This is a genomic window from Actinoplanes sp. NBC_00393 (assembly GCF_036053395.1).
Lineage (GTDB): Bacteria > Actinomycetota > Actinomycetes > Mycobacteriales > Micromonosporaceae > Actinoplanes.
Genome location: NZ_CP107942.1, coordinates 4,463,970 through 4,480,297, shown reverse-complemented (window position 1 = coordinate 4,480,297; position 16,328 = coordinate 4,463,970). Strand labels below are relative to the sequence as shown.

16 protein-coding genes are annotated in these 16,328 nt (G+C 70.9%); 10 read left to right on the top strand and 6 right to left on the bottom strand.

Annotation, left to right across the window (positions count from 1 at the left end; all coding sequences use genetic code 11):
* Positions 1 to 4: 4 nt before the first annotated feature.
* Genes OHA21_RS21110 through OHA21_RS21090 form a run of 5 tightly spaced genes read left to right on the top strand, consistent with a single transcriptional unit; the run spans position 5 to position 5,413 of the window.
* Positions 5 to 946 (top strand): carbohydrate ABC transporter permease, encoded by a 942-nt coding sequence (locus OHA21_RS21110; RefSeq protein ID WP_328476131.1) that lies wholly within the window; start codon positions 5 to 7, stop codon positions 944 to 946.
* Positions 946 to 1,806 (top strand): carbohydrate ABC transporter permease, encoded by an 861-nt coding sequence (locus OHA21_RS21105; protein WP_328476129.1) that lies wholly within the window; start codon positions 946 to 948, stop codon positions 1,804 to 1,806. The genes OHA21_RS21110 and OHA21_RS21105 overlap by 1 nt, the downstream gene beginning before the upstream one ends.
* A 3-nt stretch (positions 1,807 to 1,809) precedes the next feature.
* A complete protein-coding gene (gene arfA, locus OHA21_RS21100; RefSeq protein ID WP_328476127.1) occupies positions 1,810 to 3,309 on the top strand; it encodes an arabinosylfuranosidase ArfA in 1,500 nt (499 codons plus the stop codon).
* Positions 3,310 to 3,358: 49 nt separating this feature from the next.
* Complete coding sequence (locus OHA21_RS21095; RefSeq protein WP_328476125.1) at positions 3,359 to 4,891, top strand: caspase, EACC1-associated type; 1,533 nt, start codon at positions 3,359 to 3,361, stop codon at positions 4,889 to 4,891.
* Positions 4,892 to 4,927: 36 nt separating this feature from the next.
* A complete protein-coding gene (locus tag OHA21_RS21090) occupies positions 4,928 to 5,413 on the top strand; it encodes a hypothetical protein (RefSeq protein ID WP_328476123.1) in 486 nt (161 codons plus the stop codon).
* Positions 5,414 to 5,592: 179 nt separating this feature from the next.
* Here OHA21_RS21090 and OHA21_RS21085 read toward each other — a convergent pair whose 3' ends face one another.
* A complete protein-coding gene (locus OHA21_RS21085; protein WP_328476121.1) occupies positions 5,593 to 6,099 on the bottom strand; it encodes a DUF6082 family protein in 507 nt (168 codons plus the stop codon).
* Positions 6,100 to 6,360: 261 nt separating this feature from the next.
* Between OHA21_RS21085 and OHA21_RS21080 the strand changes: the two genes are divergently transcribed.
* From OHA21_RS21080 to OHA21_RS21070, 3 genes are read left to right on the top strand one after another with little or no spacing between them, the layout of a single operon-like run.
* Complete coding sequence (locus tag OHA21_RS21080) at positions 6,361 to 6,996, top strand: hypothetical protein (protein WP_328476119.1); 636 nt, start codon at positions 6,361 to 6,363, stop codon at positions 6,994 to 6,996.
* Positions 6,997 to 7,038: 42 nt separating this feature from the next.
* Entirely contained in the window at positions 7,039 to 8,298 is a 1,260-nt protein-coding gene (locus OHA21_RS21075; RefSeq protein WP_328476117.1) for a serine hydrolase domain-containing protein, read from the top strand.
* On the top strand, positions 8,295 to 8,828 hold the full coding sequence (locus OHA21_RS21070) for a pyridoxamine 5'-phosphate oxidase family protein (RefSeq protein WP_328476115.1): 534 nt from the start codon (positions 8,295 to 8,297) through the stop codon (positions 8,826 to 8,828). Before OHA21_RS21075 ends, OHA21_RS21070 begins: the two co-directional genes overlap by 4 nt.
* Before the next feature lie 13 nt (positions 8,829 to 8,841).
* Here the strand turns inward: OHA21_RS21070 and OHA21_RS21065 are convergent, their stop codons facing one another.
* Genes OHA21_RS21065 through OHA21_RS21050 form a run of 4 tightly spaced genes read right to left on the bottom strand, consistent with a single transcriptional unit; the run spans position 8,842 to position 12,362 of the window.
* Complete coding sequence (locus OHA21_RS21065) at positions 8,842 to 9,486, bottom strand: response regulator transcription factor (protein ID WP_328476113.1); 645 nt, start codon at positions 9,484 to 9,486, stop codon at positions 8,842 to 8,844.
* Positions 9,483 to 10,709, bottom strand: coding sequence for a sensor histidine kinase (locus OHA21_RS21060; RefSeq protein WP_328476111.1), 1,227 nt, complete (start codon positions 10,707 to 10,709; stop codon positions 9,483 to 9,485). Before OHA21_RS21060 ends, OHA21_RS21065 begins: the two co-directional genes overlap by 4 nt.
* A gap of 10 nt (positions 10,710 to 10,719) precedes the next feature.
* Entirely contained in the window at positions 10,720 to 11,460 is a 741-nt protein-coding gene (locus OHA21_RS21055) for an ABC transporter permease (RefSeq protein ID WP_328476109.1), read from the bottom strand.
* Positions 11,457 to 12,362: an ABC transporter ATP-binding protein gene (locus OHA21_RS21050; protein WP_328476107.1), complete on the bottom strand. Its 906-nt coding sequence runs from the start codon at positions 12,360 to 12,362 to the stop codon at positions 11,457 to 11,459. Before OHA21_RS21050 ends, OHA21_RS21055 begins: the two co-directional genes overlap by 4 nt.
* A 154-nt stretch (positions 12,363 to 12,516) precedes the next feature.
* On the opposite strand from OHA21_RS21050, the gene OHA21_RS21045 reads away from it, so the two are divergent.
* On the top strand, positions 12,517 to 14,346 hold the full coding sequence (locus tag OHA21_RS21045; RefSeq protein WP_328476105.1) for a hypothetical protein: 1,830 nt from the start codon (positions 12,517 to 12,519) through the stop codon (positions 14,344 to 14,346).
* Between the two features lies 1 nt (position 14,347).
* Here the strand turns inward: OHA21_RS21045 and OHA21_RS21040 are convergent, their stop codons facing one another.
* Positions 14,348 to 15,556 carry a helix-turn-helix domain-containing protein gene (locus OHA21_RS21040; RefSeq protein ID WP_328476103.1) on the bottom strand — a complete coding sequence of 403 codons (1,209 nt, stop codon included), beginning with the start codon at positions 15,554 to 15,556 and terminating at the stop codon, positions 14,348 to 14,350.
* A 148-nt stretch (positions 15,557 to 15,704) separates the two neighbouring features.
* Between OHA21_RS21040 and OHA21_RS21035 the strand changes: the two genes are divergently transcribed.
* Positions 15,705 to 16,325, top strand: a complete 621-nt coding sequence (locus tag OHA21_RS21035) for a sigma factor (RefSeq protein ID WP_328476101.1) — start codon at positions 15,705 to 15,707, stop codon at positions 16,323 to 16,325.
* The last annotated feature ends 3 nt before the right edge of the window (positions 16,326 to 16,328 follow it).

Below are 16,328 nucleotides of genomic sequence, written 5' to 3'. Positions count from 1 at the left end.
TGACATGACCGTGACCACCGCACCGGACCGCCCGGTGACCGGGGAGACACCGCTACCGCCGGACACTGCGGAAAGCCCCGGCCACACCCGGCCCGCACTGCTGATGATGGCGCCGTTCCTGGTGCTCTACCTGCTGTTCGTCATCGGCCCGACGCTCTACATGTTCCTGATGAGCCTGTTCGACACCAGCCTGGTCCGGCCGGGCCTGGGCAGCTTCGCCGGCCTGCGCAACTACACCGAGGCCCTCGGCGACGCCGCGTTCTGGGCGTCGATGTGGCACACCCTGTGGTTCACCATCCTCACCACCCCACCGCTGGTGATCCTGGCGTTCCTGCTCGCGCTGATGGCCGACCGGGTGCGCCGCGGCCGCTGGTTCTTCCGGCTGGCGTTCTTCCTGCCGTACATCCTGCCGTCCGCGGTCGTCGCCCTGATCTGGATGTGGATGTACACCCCGGAACTCGGCCTGCTCAGCCGGATGGTGACCGCCCTGGGCTTCGCCGAGCCCAGCTGGCTCGGCGACCCGGACCTGGCGATGTGGTCCCTCGCCCTGACCACCGTCTGGTGGACGCTCGGCTTCAACTTCGTGCTCTACCTGGCCGGCCTGCAGGACATCCCCCGCGAGCTGTACGAGGCGGCGTCGATGGACGGCGCCGGGCCGGTCCAGCAGGTGCGCCGGATCACCGTACCCATGCTCAGCCGCACCACCTCACTGGTCGTGGTGCTGCAGGTGATCGCCTCGCTCAAGGTGTTCGACCAGATGTACATCATGACCAGCGGCGGGCCGAACTTCAGCACCCGGCCGGCGCTCGAGTACATCTACGACGTCAGCTTCACCGACTTCCGCGTGGGCTACGCCTCCGCGGTCTCGACGCTGTTCTTCCTTCTCATACTGGCCGTCTCCACGGTGTGGGTGGTGCTCACCCGGCGGCAGGAAGAGAGGCTGTGATGACGACGATCACCGCGCCCACTGTCACCCGCGAGTCCGTCGACCGGCGGATCAAGCTGTTCAACGCCACCTGCGCGGGAGTGCTCATCGCCTTCGCCGTGATCTGGCTGGTGCCGATCGCCTGGGCGGTGGACACCTCGATCAAACCGAACTCGGAGACCACGAACCCGACCTGGGCGATCCAGGACCCGACGCTGGAGTCCTATCGCACGCTGTTGAGCCAGGGTTCGATCTGGAACTGGTACGCCTCCAGCTTCATCACCTCCACCCTGACCGCGGCGGCGACGGTGCTGACCGGCAGCATGGCCGCGTTCGCGCTGTCCCGGATGCGGTTCCGGTTCCGGTGGCTGATCTTCTGGTTCGTCCTGATCGGCATCATGATCCCGCAGCAGGCGCTGATCGTGGCGCAGTTCCGGGAGTTCGCGGCGCTGCAGCTGCTGAACACGTACTGGGCGGTGGTCCTGCCGCAGGTGCCGGCGGCCATCGCGGTCTTCATCTTCAAACAGTTCTTCGACGGGGTGCCCCGCGACCTCGACGAGGCGGCCCGGGTGGACGGGGCCGGCTTCTTCCGTACCTATTGGCGGGTCGTCATGCCCTTGAGCCGTCCGGTGGTCGCCGCGGTGGCGATCTTCACCTTCGTCTGGAGCTGGAACAACCTGCTCTGGCCGCTGCTGGTGATGACCAACCCGAAGCTGATGACCATCCCGGTCGGGCTGGCCACCGTGCAGGGCACCTACGGCATCCGGTACGCGGACACGATGGCCTCGGCCATCCTCGGTGCGCTTCCGCTCGTACTCCTCTTCCTGTTCTTCCAGCGCCGCATCGTCGAAGGCATCGCCGGAACCGGTCTGAAAGGCTGACCCATGCAGCGTGCAGCCCTGAGCCTCGATCCCCGGGTGACCGTCGCCGAGGTTGATCCGCGGCTGTTCGGCTCGTTCGTCGAGCACATGGGCCGCTGCGTCTACACCGGCATCTACGAGCCCGGCCACCCGGCGGCCGACGATGCCGGGTTCCGCCGCGACGTCGCCGGCCTGGTGCGTGAGCTGGGCGTGCCGATCCTGCGGTATCCGGGTGGCAACTTCGTCTCCGGCTACACCTGGGAGGACGGCATCGGGCCGCGCTCGTCGCGGCCGCGGCGGCTGGATCTCGCGTGGCGTTCGATCGAGACCAACCAGGTCGGTGTCGACGACTTCCTGCGCTGGGCGCGCGAGGTCGGCAGCGAGCCGATGATGGCGGTCAACCTCGGCACCCGCGGCGTCGACGCGGCCCGCAACCTGCTCGAATACTGCAACCATCCGTCCGGCACGGCCTGGTCCGACCGGCGCCGGGCCAATGGATCAGCAGATCCGTACGGGGTACGCGTCTGGTGCCTGGGCAACGAGATGGACGGGCCGTGGCAGATCGGCCACAAGACCGCCACCGAGTACGGCCGGCTCGCCGCGGAGACCACCAAAGCGATGCGCCGGGTCGATCCCACCGTCGAACTCGCCGCCTGCGGCAGCTCGAACCGGCGCATGCCGACGTTCGGCGCGTGGGAGGCCGAGGTGCTGACCCAGACGTACGCCCAGGTCGACTACATCTCCCTGCACACGTACTACGAGCAGTTCGGCGACGACCGGGACAGCTTCCTGGCCAGCGCCGTCGACCTGGACCGTTTCATCGAGGCCGTGGTGGCCACCTGCGACCACGTCCGCGCCGTCGGCGGCCACACCAAGCGGATCAACCTGGCCGTCGACGAGTGGAACGTCTGGTACCAGAGCCGCTTCCCCGGCGAGGACAATCTGGACTGGGCCGAGGCGCCCCGCCTGATCGAGGACACGTACTCGGTCGCCGACGCCGTCGTGGTCGGCAACCTGCTGATCTCCCTGCTCCGGCACGCCGACCGGGTCAAGATCGGCTGCCTGGCCCAGCTGGTCAACGTGATCGCCCCGATCCGCTGCGAACCGGGCGGCCCCGCCTGGCGGCAGACCATCTTCCATCCTTTCGCGCTCACCTCCCGGCACGGCCGCGGCACGGTGCTGCACACCGACCTTCAAGCGCCGGCGTACGAGACAACGCTGTACGGAACCGTCCCGGTGGCCGACGCCGTCGCCGTCCACGACGGCTCGGCCATAACGGTGTTCGCCGTCAACCGCGACCAGCGGCAGGACCTTGTCCTCGACCTCGACCTGCGCGCCTGCCCCGACCTGGTGGCCGGCTCGCATGTGGCGCTCGCCGACGCCGACCCGGACGCGGTCAACACGGCCGATGCTCCGGACCGCGTGGTCCCCCACGAGGTCGGCGCCGTGACCGTCGAGGACGGCCGCAGCAGGGTCACGCTCCCCGCCCTCTCCTGGAACATGATCCGCCTGCTCACCCGTTAGCGGGACAGGTGATGACGTTGCTCGCCATCCGGGGCATCCTTGCCGAGGAATGAACCGGCCGACCCTTCACGACTCGCGTGCCGTACTCGTCGGCGCCTGGACCTATCGGGACCCTAGGCTCCCCGAGGTGCCGGCGGCCCGCAACAGCCTGACGCAGATGCACGAGCTGTTGACCAGCGACATCTGCGGATGGCCGGCGAGCAACGTGCTGACCGTGTCGGATCCGGCTGTCCTGGGAGATCTGCCCGACCAACTGGTGCAGCGTTTCGGCGAGGCGACCGAGGTTGCCCTCTTCTACTTCGTCGGGCACGGCCAGCTCGATGAGAGTCTCCAACTGTGCCTGTGTCTGGGCCGATCCGTGACCTCCAACTACCGGCTTCGGGCGACCAGCCTGATGTACGACTCGGTGCGCCACGCCCTTCTCAGCTCCCCGGCCCGGATCAAGATCGTGATCCTGGACTGCTGCTACTCCGGGATGGCCGCCAGCCCGCACACCCTTTCCGGATCGACCGACCTGGCGGAACTCGCCGTCGCCAACGGCGTCTACATCATGGCGGCCAGCGGTCCGCACGGCGTGGCCTACGCCGAGACGCCCGGCGACGATCCGCAACCGATGACCTACTTCACCCGCAACTTCGTCGAGGTGCTGCACGAGGGGATCTCCGGACAGCCCGAATACCTGCGGCTCAGCCCGATCTTTCAGGAGGTCCGCGCCCGCCTGCTCGGCGCGACCAAGCCGGAGCCGACCAGACGAGCCACGAACACCGCCGACGACTTCGTCTTCGCCCGCAACCTCGTGGCGCCCACCCTGCAGCGGGACCCGGAGGCGGAGAACGCACAGCTTCGCGACCAGCTTTCCGCGCTGCGGGCCGAACTGGACAGCGCCCGGCAGGAACGTCAGCAGCTGACCGACCAGTTGACCTCCATGCTGGGGCGGCTCGGCGCACCACCGCAGCAGACGGAGAAGGTCGCGGACGAGCTGCGCAAAGCCGATTCCAAGGTGCAGGCAGCGGAGAAGCAGGTACGTCAGCTGAAGCGTGTGGTCGATCTGCCGGAATCCCTACCATCGGGAGCTCCGGCGTCGCTCGGCATCAGCCGGGCGACCTGGCGCAGCGCGGCCACCCTGGTGCTGGCCGGTGTGCTGAGTTTTCCCGCGCTTCCCCTCGTCGAGGGATTGCATCAGATGGGCGGCACTACACCGGCGGTCACTTACTCCGGGATCAACACCCTCGCGGCGGAGGTCATGTTCGCGTTCGGGCCGACCGAGGCCGGGGTCACTCATGAAGCGGACGTGGCCGACATCGCCGTGAAGGACGGGGCTACCACCGGTGCCTCCCGCCAGCTCTGGTTCTCCTCACCCGCCGTCCGGGTCGATGCGGTCGTGGACCGTCCCACGGACTGCGCGACGTCGATGGCCGGGGCCAGCAAGGGGATGAAGGGCTACTACCTGGCCGTCGGCGAGGACCGCATGCGGGTCTGTGTGCGCCCACGGATCGGCGGCTACGCCCTCGTCCTGGTGAACCCAGTGGACGTGACCGTCGACGGGGGTTCCTTCGGCCTCACCTACGACTACGTCCCTTGAGCGGAACCCGGGCGGCGCGAGCGGTGTCAAACGAATGTGAAGCGTCTCGCCGTTGGTTTCGCCCTCCTGCTGCTGGCCGGCTGCACGGCGACCAGCGAACCGTCCGGTCCGCCGTCTCCGTCGCCGGCGCCGGCGCGGCCCTGTGGGTCGCCGGTCAGCACTGCGGCGCTGCCGGAGTGGGCGCGGGCCGGTTTCAGCTGGGACGGCAGCGGGACGAAGCATGTCCTCGGTGATCAGGGCGAGATCGTCGCGATCCTCTTCGGTGCGCCGCTGACCAGCCCGCCGGCCGAGGACCACAGCAACAAGATTCTGTGGGTGTCCCGCCAGCCGGTCGACACGCCCGCCGACCTGAAGATCAGCGCCGTGCTGGACGGCACCGAGGTGCGCGCCGACGAGAACGTGGCCGGCGGCCCCGGGCCGTCGATCATCGACCTGCCGCAGGCCGGCTGCTGGCGTCTCACCCTGACGTGGTCCGGCCGGACCGACACCATGGACCTCACCTACGTACCGAAGTCCGGGTGAAGCCATTCAACCGCGGGCTTGTAGCCGCCGGGCAGGCGGGTTCGAGTGGGTGGCGCCGTTAGCTATGTCGGCGCGCCCACAGGTGTGGCGGCAGATTGTGATGCTCGTGCCGCGGCGTACTCCTCGTCAACCACCTGGACGAAGCGCTCACCGAAGCGTTTGCCGACCTCTTCGGGGGCTCAGAGCGTCCGATTCTGCTCCCAGTACTGCAGCCCGAACCCGGTGGAGAACAGCGGTCTCAGGATTTCCGCCCGGATGGTCTTCTCTTCCATACACCTCATGCGATACAGGTCCAACGTCCGGCGCAGGAGCATCGTCGTGTATGCCTGCCGCTTGAAGCGGGTGCGGTTCTCAGGATTGTCGCTCAGGCCGAAGCAGACAAGATAGGTCGCGGGGTCGTTCATTGCGATCGAGAGAATCTCGATTTGGCTCGCGCGGATAGCGGTACGCTGCGCCGCCTCCGCCTGTTTTCCCTGGGCCGAGAGGGCGAGTGCCACCACCACGAGCGCTCCTGCGGCGGCAACCGCTGCCACTACCTGATAAGCGGCCGCCAGTGCGGAAAGTCTTGGGCCCCATCCGTCGACGACCAAGAGAAGCAGCGTGGGCGCCAACAACATCGCTGCGAGGATGCCGCTCGCCGCGACTGCGGCAAGGCGTTGTCGCCGGATCTGTTCAAGGAACCTCATTGGGCTGACGCCCGGGTGAGTGTGTGGTCCTCAAGATCGGGCTGCATTTGTTCACTCCTTGAAGTCGCAGAACTACTTGTCGTGAGCGTAGGGTGGCTCCGCAAAGCTTCGGGCGAAGGCGCGGGCTCACCTTGCCTACCGTGTCCGACCCGCAGATGCCCGCCGACGTCGGTGGTGACGTCGGGGTTCGGCGACGGCCCGGATCCCGATGAGGCCTGGAGTGGCGGCAGCAGACCCGGTATTCGCTGCATTCTTGACGCCATGCGATGGACTCCGGACGGGACCATTCGTGACGCGCTCTGGATCGGTGGCGGGCAGTGGTCCGGCAAGACCACCGTCGCGGCCATCCTCACCGGCCGGCACGGCCTGACCCACATGCACTGCGATTACCAGGATTCCCGGGCCTACGAGGATCGGCGCTTCGCCGCACGGGTCCGGCGTGGCGAGCCGCCGATCGACTGGACGCGGTACTGGCTCGAGCTCTCCCCGCGCGAGATGGCGGATCTGGCCGTCGGCAACGTTGCCGAACAGTTCCCCTGGGTGCTGGACGACCTGCGCGCCCTGGTGTCGGCACGCCCGGTCGTGGTCGACGGGTGGAACCTGCGGCCCGACCTGGTCGTGACCGTGGCCGATCCGCGGCGCATGGTGGTGCTCGTCCCGACCGATGACTGGCGCCGGCACCAGGCCGCCACCCTCGCTCGCGCCGTGGCGTTCGGCGCCGACCTGCCCGATCCGGACCGGGCCCGGCGCAACCGCCTGGAACGCGACCGCCTGCTCGCCGCGGACGCCGCCCGCCAGGCCCGCGCTCAGGGCATCCCGGTGATCGAGGTGGACGGCGATCGCGACGCAGACTCGATCGCGGATCAGGTGGCTGATTGTTTCGGTGCCGCCCTATAGCGATGAGTTTCCGGCGCTGGGCTGGTCTGCACTGTCATGACTATGCGAAGGCGAACACTGTTGGCAGGTGCCGGCGCGGTGGGTGCGTCGGCGTTGATTCCTCCGGGCCCGGCGTCGGCCGGGCTGTCCGGGCTCACCGAGCTGCGCCGGGCGATGGCGGCCCGCGTCGCGCGGGGTGAGATGACCGGCATCGTCTACCTCGTCGCGCACCGCGGCCGCGTGCACGTCGAGACGATCGGGGCGGCCACGCTGGACGGGGCCACGCCGATGCGGCGCAGCACGCCGTTCCGGCTGGCGTCGCTGACCAAGCCGGTTGTCGCGGCCGCCGCGATGATGCTGGTCGAGGACGGGAAGCTGGCGCTGGACGAGCCGGTCGACCGGCTGCTGCCCGAGCTGGCCGGGCGGCGGGTGCTGACCCGCATCGACGGGCCGCTCGACCAGACGGTGCCGGCGCGGCGCGCGATCACGGTCGAGGACCTGCTGACCTTCCGGATGGGGCACGGCATCATCTTCGAGCCGAGCTTCCAGCCGCCGTACCCGATCATCACCGCGGCCGCCGGTCTGCAGTTGGCGATGGATCAGCCGGATCCGCGTACGCCGCTGAGCCCGGACGAGTGGATCCGGCGCTTCGGCACCCTGCCCTTGATGTACCAGCCCGGCGATCGCTGGCAGTACAACACCGGGGCGCTGGTGCTCGGGGTGCTGCTGGCCAGGGCAGCCGGCCGGCCGTTGGAGGACTTCCTGCGTACCCGGCTGTTCCGGCCGCTCGGCATGCGGCACACCGGTTTCTCGCTGCCGCGGTCGCAGGCCGCGCGGCTGCCCGACCTGTACGCCGCGAACCCGCAGACCGGCGAGCTGGAACTGGCCCCCGGCTCGCCGCGGGAGGATTGGACCCGGCCGCCGGCCTTCCCGTCCGCGGCCGCGGGGCTGGCGTCGACTCTCGACGACTACCACGCGTTCGGCCGGTTCCTGCTCAACCGGGGTGTGCACCGTGGCCGGCGCCTGCTGTCCGCGGCGTCGGTCCGGCTGCTGACGACCAACCACCTGACCCCGCAGCAGATCGCGGACACCGGCCAGTTCCCGCTGGCCGGCATGGGCTGGGGCTACGGCATGGCGGTCAGTGTCACCCCGGACGAGATCTCCGCGCCCGGCCGCTACGGCTGGGACGGCGGCTACGGCACGACGTGGTTCAACGACCCGCACCGCGATCTCACCGCGATCGCGCTGACGCAGTCGTTCGACTTCCTGTTCAACGGGGCGTCCGTGGAGTTCCAGCGGCTGGCGGCGGGGGTGGCGCGATGACCGCCCAGGCCATCCCGCGCCGGGGCCGCGGGGTTCAGCCGGCGGACGGGACGGGCCCGCTGCCGGTCGCCGACTGGGACGAGGTGTGCGCGGTCCTGCGCCGCGGTGAGGTGGGCCCGTTCTGGCTCAGCATCGTCCGCGACGACGACAGCAGCCCGCATGTGCGGCCGGTCTTCGCCGCCTGGGGCGGGTCGTCGTTCTTCATCGCCTCGAAGAGTTCGGCCGCGAAGACGCGTCACCTCAACCGCCACCCGCACGCCACGATCAGCGTCGACCTGGGCAAGGTGCACCTGACCGTCGAGGGCGCGGTCACCCGGGTCACCGGCGCCGACCGGCTCGGGCTTGCTTCGAAGGCCATGCAGGAGGTGTTCAGCTGGCCCACCGTGGTGGCCGGCGACGAGCTCGACGCCGACTACGGCGCCCCGACCTCGGGCGGGCCGCCGTATCAGGTCTACGAGCTGGTGCCGGTACGGGCGTACGCGTTCCCCACCGCCGACCAGGTCCAACCGACGCGATGGATCTTCGACTGAACCGATGCGGATCTCAGCGTGAGTCGGGGATGAGCAGGCGCCGGTTGTAGCCCTCGGCCACGGCGGCGGCCCGGTCGCTGACGCCCAGCTTGGCGTAGATGTTGAGCAGGTGGCTCTTGACCGTCGCCTCGGTGATGAACAGCCGGGCCGCCGCCTCCCGGTTGGTGTTGCCGGCCGCCACCAGTTCGAGGACCTCGAGTTCGCGCTGGCTGAGCAGCTGCGGCGCGGGGGTGCGGACCCGGTTGACCAGCCGCACGGCGACCGACGGCGACAGCACGGACTCGCCTCGCGCGGCCGCGCGCACCCCGCGCAGCAGGTCCTCACGGGGCGAGTCCTTCAGCAGGTATCCGGTGGCGCCGGCCTCGATCGCGGGCAGCACGTTCGCGTCGTTGTCGTAGGTGGTCAGCACCAGCACGTGGGCCGGGTTGCCGGTGCGGGCCAGCTCGGTGATCGCGGTCAGCCCATCGGTGCCGGGCATCCGCAGGTCCATCAGGATCACGTCGGGGTGCAGCGCGGCGGCCATCCGCACCGCCTCGGCGCCGTCGGCTGCCTCGCCGACCACCGTGAACCCGGGCGCTGAAGCGAACATGCTGCTCAGCCCGTCCCGCACGACCGGGTGGTCGTCGGCGATCAGCAGCCGGATGTCGTGGTCGCTCATCGGTGACTCCCGGTGGGCAGCAGGGGGACGCGGGCCGAGATGCCGGTGCCGGCGCCGGGTTCGGACTCGATCTGCAGCGTGCCGGAGTGCGCTTCGACCCGCTGCCGCATGATCGTAAGGCCGTAGCCGCCGGAGCCGGGGCCGGCCGGATCGAAGCCGGCGCCGTCGTCGACCACGTCCAGCGCCACCTCGTGCTCCAGATAGGACAGCGTCACCCCGACGCGGGTCGCGCTCGCGTGCTTGGCGATGTTGGCCAGCGCCTCCTGCGCGGTCCGCAGCAGGGCGAACTCCGCCTCCGGCGCCAGCGGCCGCGGCGTGCCGGTCGTGGTGACCTGGACCGGCACACCGTGCAGCGTGGACCAGTGGTCGACGGCCTCGCCGAGCGCCTCGCTGAGCCGGGCGGTCTCCAGCATCGCGGGGCGGAGCGCGTCGACCGAGCGCCGCGCCTCGGTGAGGCTGTCGCGGGCCAGCTGCTTCACCGCCTCGAACGGCCGGCGCCACGGCTCGGGCACCTCATGCCGCTGCTCGGCGGCCTGCAGCTGGGTGATGATGCCGGTCAGGCCCTGCGCCACGGTGTCGTGGATCTCGCGGGCCATCCGCTGGCGTTCCTCGAGGATGCCGGCCTCCCGCGCCTGGGCGAGCAGCCGGGTCTGCAACGCGTTGTTCTCCGCGAGGGAGGCTTCCAGCAGGCGGTTCGCCCGGCTCAGGTCGTCGTGGGAGCGTTCCTCGATGCGCAGCACCCACGCCATGCCGGTCATGATGACGATGTTGACCGCGATGACGATCACGGTGATCGCGATGCCGGCCGCGTCGGACTTCGCCACGCCGGACACCTGCGCGATCCCGGCGACCACCGCCACGACCGAGACCGCCGGCAGTCGCCACGGCCAGGGCAGAAGGGCGAAGGCGTAGATGTAGGGGGCGGTGGTCAGGAACCCGAACGTGGGCTGGCGCAGCACGAGCACGGCGTTCAGCAGCACGAGCCCGAGGAACAGCACGGTCATCACCGGCGGCCGGCTCAGCCGGCCGGGGCGCGGCGGGAACATCGCCAGCATCCACAAGGCGGTCAAGGCACACAGGGCCAGGTCGATCTGCCAAGGGCCGCCTTCGGTGTACGTGTCGACGACCGCGAAAACGGTCAGCAGGGCGAGCAACGCGTACGGCACGACGGTCACCAGCACCCATGGCGGGCGCGGCAGCTCCCTGCTCACCTCGGTGTCCACAGTCGTCACCCTAAGCCCACCGGAACCAGCGGACGGCGGCCAGCGCGCTCACCACGGCGTAGCCGGTGAGGATCAGCAGCGGCTGGACGGACGGGAAGTCACCGGCGTAGGCGTCCTGGAAGGCCCGCATCCCGGCGCCGAGCGGGGTGAGGTGGCTGATGTCGCGCAGCAGCGGCGGCATCTGGGTGATCGGGATCCACAGCCCGGCGCAGAACATCAGCGGGAAGTACAGCACCGTGCCCAGGGCGGTGGCCTGTGCCCGTCCGGGCGCCAGCGCGGTGAGGAGCAGGCCGATGGACATCACCGCGGCGGCGACCAGCAGCCAGGCGATGAGGAAGCTGAGCGGCGCGGCGGGCAGGCCGACACCGAACGCCAGGCGGGCGACGGCGAGGAACAGCCCGGCGGCGACGACCGCGGTGGCCAGGTTGGCGGCGAGCTGGGCGCCGAGCACCCGGGCCGGGCCGACGGGTGTGGTCTGCATGCGGCGCAGCACCCCGCTCTCCCGGTAGCCGGCGAGCACGTTCGGCAGGGCAATCAGCGCCAGCGTGGCCAGGTTGAACAGGACCAGGACCGGCACGTACAGCTCGAAGGTGGACACCCCGCCGTTGACGGCCTGGGGTTCGCGCATGGACGGGACGCTGCCGAGGATGACCAGCAGGACCAGCGGGAAGCAGACGCCCCAGAGGGGGCCCACCTTGTCGCGTACGGAGAGCACGGTCTCGATCCTGATGAGCCGCCAGGTCGTGGTCATTGGAGTTCCTTTCCGGTGAGCGCGACGAACGCGTCCTCGAGGCTGGCCTGCTCCACCCGCAGTCTGCGGGCGGTGATCTGGTGCTGGGCGAGCACCATGACGACGGCGGTGATGGCGTCGTCGGTGCCGTCGACGATGACCAGGTCGTCGCGCCGGCTCACCCGGATGACGTCGGGCAGGTCGGTCAGCAGCGCGTCGTCGAAGGGCCGCGACGGGCGGAACTGGATCCGCTGCCCGGCGCGGGCCTGCTCGATCAGACCGGCCGGGGTGTCGACGGTGGCGACCCGCCCGCCGGTGATCAGCGCCAGCCGGTCACACAGCCGCTCGGCCTCCTCCATGAAGTGGGTGACCAGCACGATCGTGGTGCCGCCGCGGCGGACCTGCTCGATCAGCTCCCAGGTGTCGCGCCGGGCCTGCGGGTCCAGGCCGGTGGTGAGCTCGTCGAGGATGGCGATCCTCGGGTTGCCGACCAGGGCCAGCGCGATCGAGAGCCGCTGCTTCTGGCCGCCGGACAACTTGTCGTACCGGGTCTTGGCCTTGGCCGTGAGGTCCAGGGCGTCCATCAGAGTGCGCCAGTCGGCCGGGCCGGGGTAGAAGGAGCTGTACAGCTCCAGGGCCTCGGCGACCTGCAGCCGTTCGGGCAGGTGGCTGAGCTGCAGCTGGACGCCGACCTGCCGGGTCAGCTCGGCCCGGTCGCGTTGCGGGTCGAGCCCGAGGACGGTGATCCGGCCGCGGTCCGGGGCCCGCAGTCCGGCGATGCACTCGACGGTCGTGGTCTTGCCGGCCCCGTTCGGGCCCAGGATGCCGAAGATCTCGCCCTCTTCGACGGCGAGCGAGACGTCGTCGACAGCGACGGTGTCTCCGTAGCGCTTGTGCAGGTCGTTGACCTCGATGACTGCCATGCCCACGACTTTTCCGTGGGCGGCCTTCGGCGGGCAGTCACCGGTGGACGGGTTCGGTCCGTCGCCCGGCGGGTGCCCCGAACCAGCCGATCGGCTGACCGGACGGACCGCTGACGGGGTCACGGCAAGATCATCAAAGCCCTATCCTGGCCTGATGTCTTCCTCACCGCCCCCGGGGCTGCTCGGCAACGTGGTCCTGGGCTACGCGGTCGCCTGGCGGGACCGGCGGCCGCTGTTCGCGGTGCTGCTTCCGGTGGTGGCCGTGCTGCTGCTGGCGACCGCGCTGCTGGATCTGCTGCTGGGCGCGGACCGGCTGGTCATCGTGGACGGGATCGTCCGGCCCGGCGAGGCGGACGTGCTGGCCTGGGCGAAGCTGGCGACGGCGGTGCTGTTGTGGCTGCTCGGGCTGACCGCCGGAACAGCGGCGCTCACCGGTGGCCGGGGCACGATCGGTGCTTTCCGGCGCGCGGCGACCTATCTGCCGGTCTTCGTGATCGGGCTGCTGGCGGCCGGGGTGGGCCTGTTCGTGGCGTTGTGGGCGGTCGCCGGGCTGGCGACCGGCTGGTTCGGCGTGGCCGTCGTGTTCGGGGTGCTGGCCGCCGGAGCGCTCATGTCGGCGCTGATCCTGCTCACCGGGCTGACCCGGGTGGCCGGTGCCGCCGACCGGATGCCGACCTGGGTCGAGGCGGGCTCGTTCGTGCTGGGCGGCATCGTGGTTCCGCTGCTGCTCAGCAGCGTGCTGGGCCGGGTTCCGTACGTCGAGGCTCTGCTCCAGGCGGTGGTGATACTCGTGGCGCTGGCCGCGCAGGTCGGCGTGGCGGTGCGTCCGCTCGTACCGGAAACAATGCCGTCGCGGCCGGCCCGGCTGTGGCCCGGCGCCGTCCTGATCACGGTGGCCGTCGGGATTTCGATTTCCCTGGTCGTGGTGAACCCTCATCAGGTGCCGTCGGTGCGCACCAACGACGGCCGGCCGAGCGGCCCGGTCGCGGTGGCCTGGCCGGCCGGGCAGCATCCGGTGATCGTCACCGATGCCGGCGTCTGGTTCTGCGACGACGACCTGTGCGAGTCGTTCACCGACGTCAACGGTGGCCCGTCCGCGTTCGGCGGCTACGCCACGGCGGGGATCGGCGCGGACGGCACCGTGGTGAAGACCGCGGTGACCGGTGGCCCCGACAACGGCGGGCCGTTCGTGCACTATGCGACGTGCGTACGCTCCGGTTGCCGGGAAGCGTGGTTGCCGGTGCGCGCGAGCGCGAGGGAGAAGCTGGACCAGGAGGCCCGGGTGGAGGTCGCCGGCGCCGCCGCGCCGGACGGCGCCCTGTGGATCTTCGTGGCCGCGCCGGTCCAGGGCGGTGAACACGGCAGATACCGGTTCTCGCTGATCCGGTGCGCGCAGTTCGGCTGCGCTGCCCCACAGCGCCACGAGCTCGGGATCGCCGACCGGACCCCGGAGGACGGCTACCAGGACGGCCGGCGTGCCCGGCTGTCGATCGGCGCCGACGGGCGCCCGGTGGCGTCGTTCTGGATCGGCTGGTCGGTCTACCGGTTCAGCTGCGAGCCGGGGACCTGCGCGAAGCCGCAGCGGGCCACCCAGGAGGCTGCCCCACCGGACGCCGTGTGGGAGACCGTCGGGGACCGGACCGTCGCGTTCCGGGCCGGCCAGCTCTACGACGGCGCCGACTCGGCGCTGATCAGCACCGATGTCGCGGCGCAGCCGGGCGGGCTGGCCACGGTCGGGCAACAGGTGTACGTCGCGGGTGCCCAGCCCAGCGCGCCGGACTCGGGTTTCCGGGTGAGTGTCGGCGAGGCGGCGCAGCATTGGCGGCAGACCGTGTGGCGGTGCACCGGTTTCGACTGCGTGAGCTCGCCGCTGGACGTGTACGAGGGCGAGGCCCGCGACGCCCTGCTGGCGGTCGCCGACGACGGCCGGGTGCTGGTCGTGCGCTACGACCGCATCGTGCTGCTCCAGACCCCGATCGGCTGACTCAGGCCGCCACCTGCAGACGTTCGGCCAGGCCCCGCAGCTCGGCGCCACCGGCCTGCCGGATCGAGCGGTCCAGCAGGGCGCGGGTGGTCTCCCGGGCCATCGCGGAGGTGTGCAGGTGCTGCGGCGCCAGTCGTTCCGCGGCGAGCAGGAAGCGGATCGCCTCCCGGTCGCGGCCCCGCAACCGGGCCAGGGCACGGGCGGTGTCGGCGAAGTAGAACACCTGCCGGAAGCCGACCGGCAGGGCCGCCGGGTCGGTGTCGCGGGCGATCTGCGCGGCCCGGCCGGGGTCGCCGCCGTCCACCTCGATGCCGATCTGCCAGAAGGCGACGTTGGTCGGCCCGAAGTACAGGCCCATCGTGGTGGTCTCGCCGGTGCGCCCGGCCAGGTCGGCGGCCTCGGCCAGCCAGGAGCGGCTGTCGTCCAGGCGCCGGCGACCACGGCTGCCCAGCGCACAGACCAGCTGCAGCGAGCCGAGCATCTCGGCCGCGCCGGGCTGAGCGAGGTGGCCGTGCAACTCGTCCACCGCGCGTTCGGCCAGGGTGAGTCCACGCTGGTAGGAGCCGCAGGCGGTGGCCGCGGTGGCGCGCGCGTAGGCGGCGTACCCGGCGAGCACCGGGTCGCCGGTGGCTTCGGCGGCGTCGCGGCAGCGTTCGGCGCCCAGCCAGGCGTCGGCCGGGCGGCCCAGGTTGCGCAGCACCGATGAGGCGATGAAGGTGACGTCGCAGAGCAGCCGCAGCGCGACCTCGCGGTCCGGCCCGGCGGTCTCGGCGTGCAGGCCCCGCAACAGGTCCGGCAGCAGGCGTGCGGCGCCGGCGTAGTCGCAGGCCTGGCGCAGCGAGTCGACCAGGGCGGCCGTGCGGGTCAGTTCGGCCACCGGCGTGGCCGGATGTTCGCCCGGTTCGCTCAGGTCGATGTCGACCAGCGCCTGCCGTACGGCGTGCACGTCGGCATGCGCGGCGACCAGGTCGCGGTCACCGGCCGGCACCGGCACCCCGGTCAGCTCCGCCGGTGCGCAGTCCAGCGCGGCGGCGATGTCGGCGAGGGTGAACCGGTTGTCGGCGGCCTGCCGGCCACGCTCGATCCGGCTCCAGGTGGCGTGCGAGAGGCCGGCGCGGCTGGCCGCGTACCGGATGCTCCAACCGCGCAGCAGGCGGCGGGCCTGGATGCGCGCCCCGATGCCGGGGTCCCCGCTCAGTCGTGGCGTCATGCCCGGACGGTAACCCGGCGGTCCGCGGGTGGCGGTACATGCCGGTACCACCGGGACCACGGGGTGGTCCACGGGCTGCCAAGGGTTCGGTGCACGGGTCCGGCAGGCGATGGTGCTCGCAGTCGCTTGGGACGGAGTGGGGGCTGCCGTGACCGGGAGTGTGCTGGAGGGCTGGAGAGACGACAATGCGGTGTTCGCCGCGGCGCGGCCGCGGCTGTACGCGGTAGCGTTGCGCGTCCTCGGTGACGTGGGTGACGCCGAGGACGTGGTGCAGGACGCCTGGCTGCGGTGGGAGCGGGCTGATCGCTCCGATGTGCTGAGTCCGCCGGCTTTCCTGGCGGTGACCGCGTCGCGGCTGGCGATCAACGTTGCGGTGTCCGCCCGCCGGCGGCACGAGACCCCGGTCGGCCCGTGGCTGCCGGAGACGGTGGACCGGGGCGTCGGCCCGGAGATGGCGGCCGAACGTCAGGAGGCGGTGGACGCGGCGATCCGGTTGATGCTGGAACGGCTGACGGCGACGGAACGGGGCAGTTACCTGCTGCGGCGGGCGTTCGACTACCCGTACCGGCGGATCTCCGAGGTCCTGCAGATCGGCATCGATCATGCCCGGCAGCTGGTCCGGCGCGCGCACGCCGCGATGGGCGGCAGCCGCCGCCGGCCGGTGGACGCCGTCACCCATCGCCGGCTGGTGCGGACCTTCCTGGCCGCCGCGCAGACCGGTGACCTCGACGAGTTGGAGGAGCTGCTGGCCGCCGACGTACGTTCGTGACCG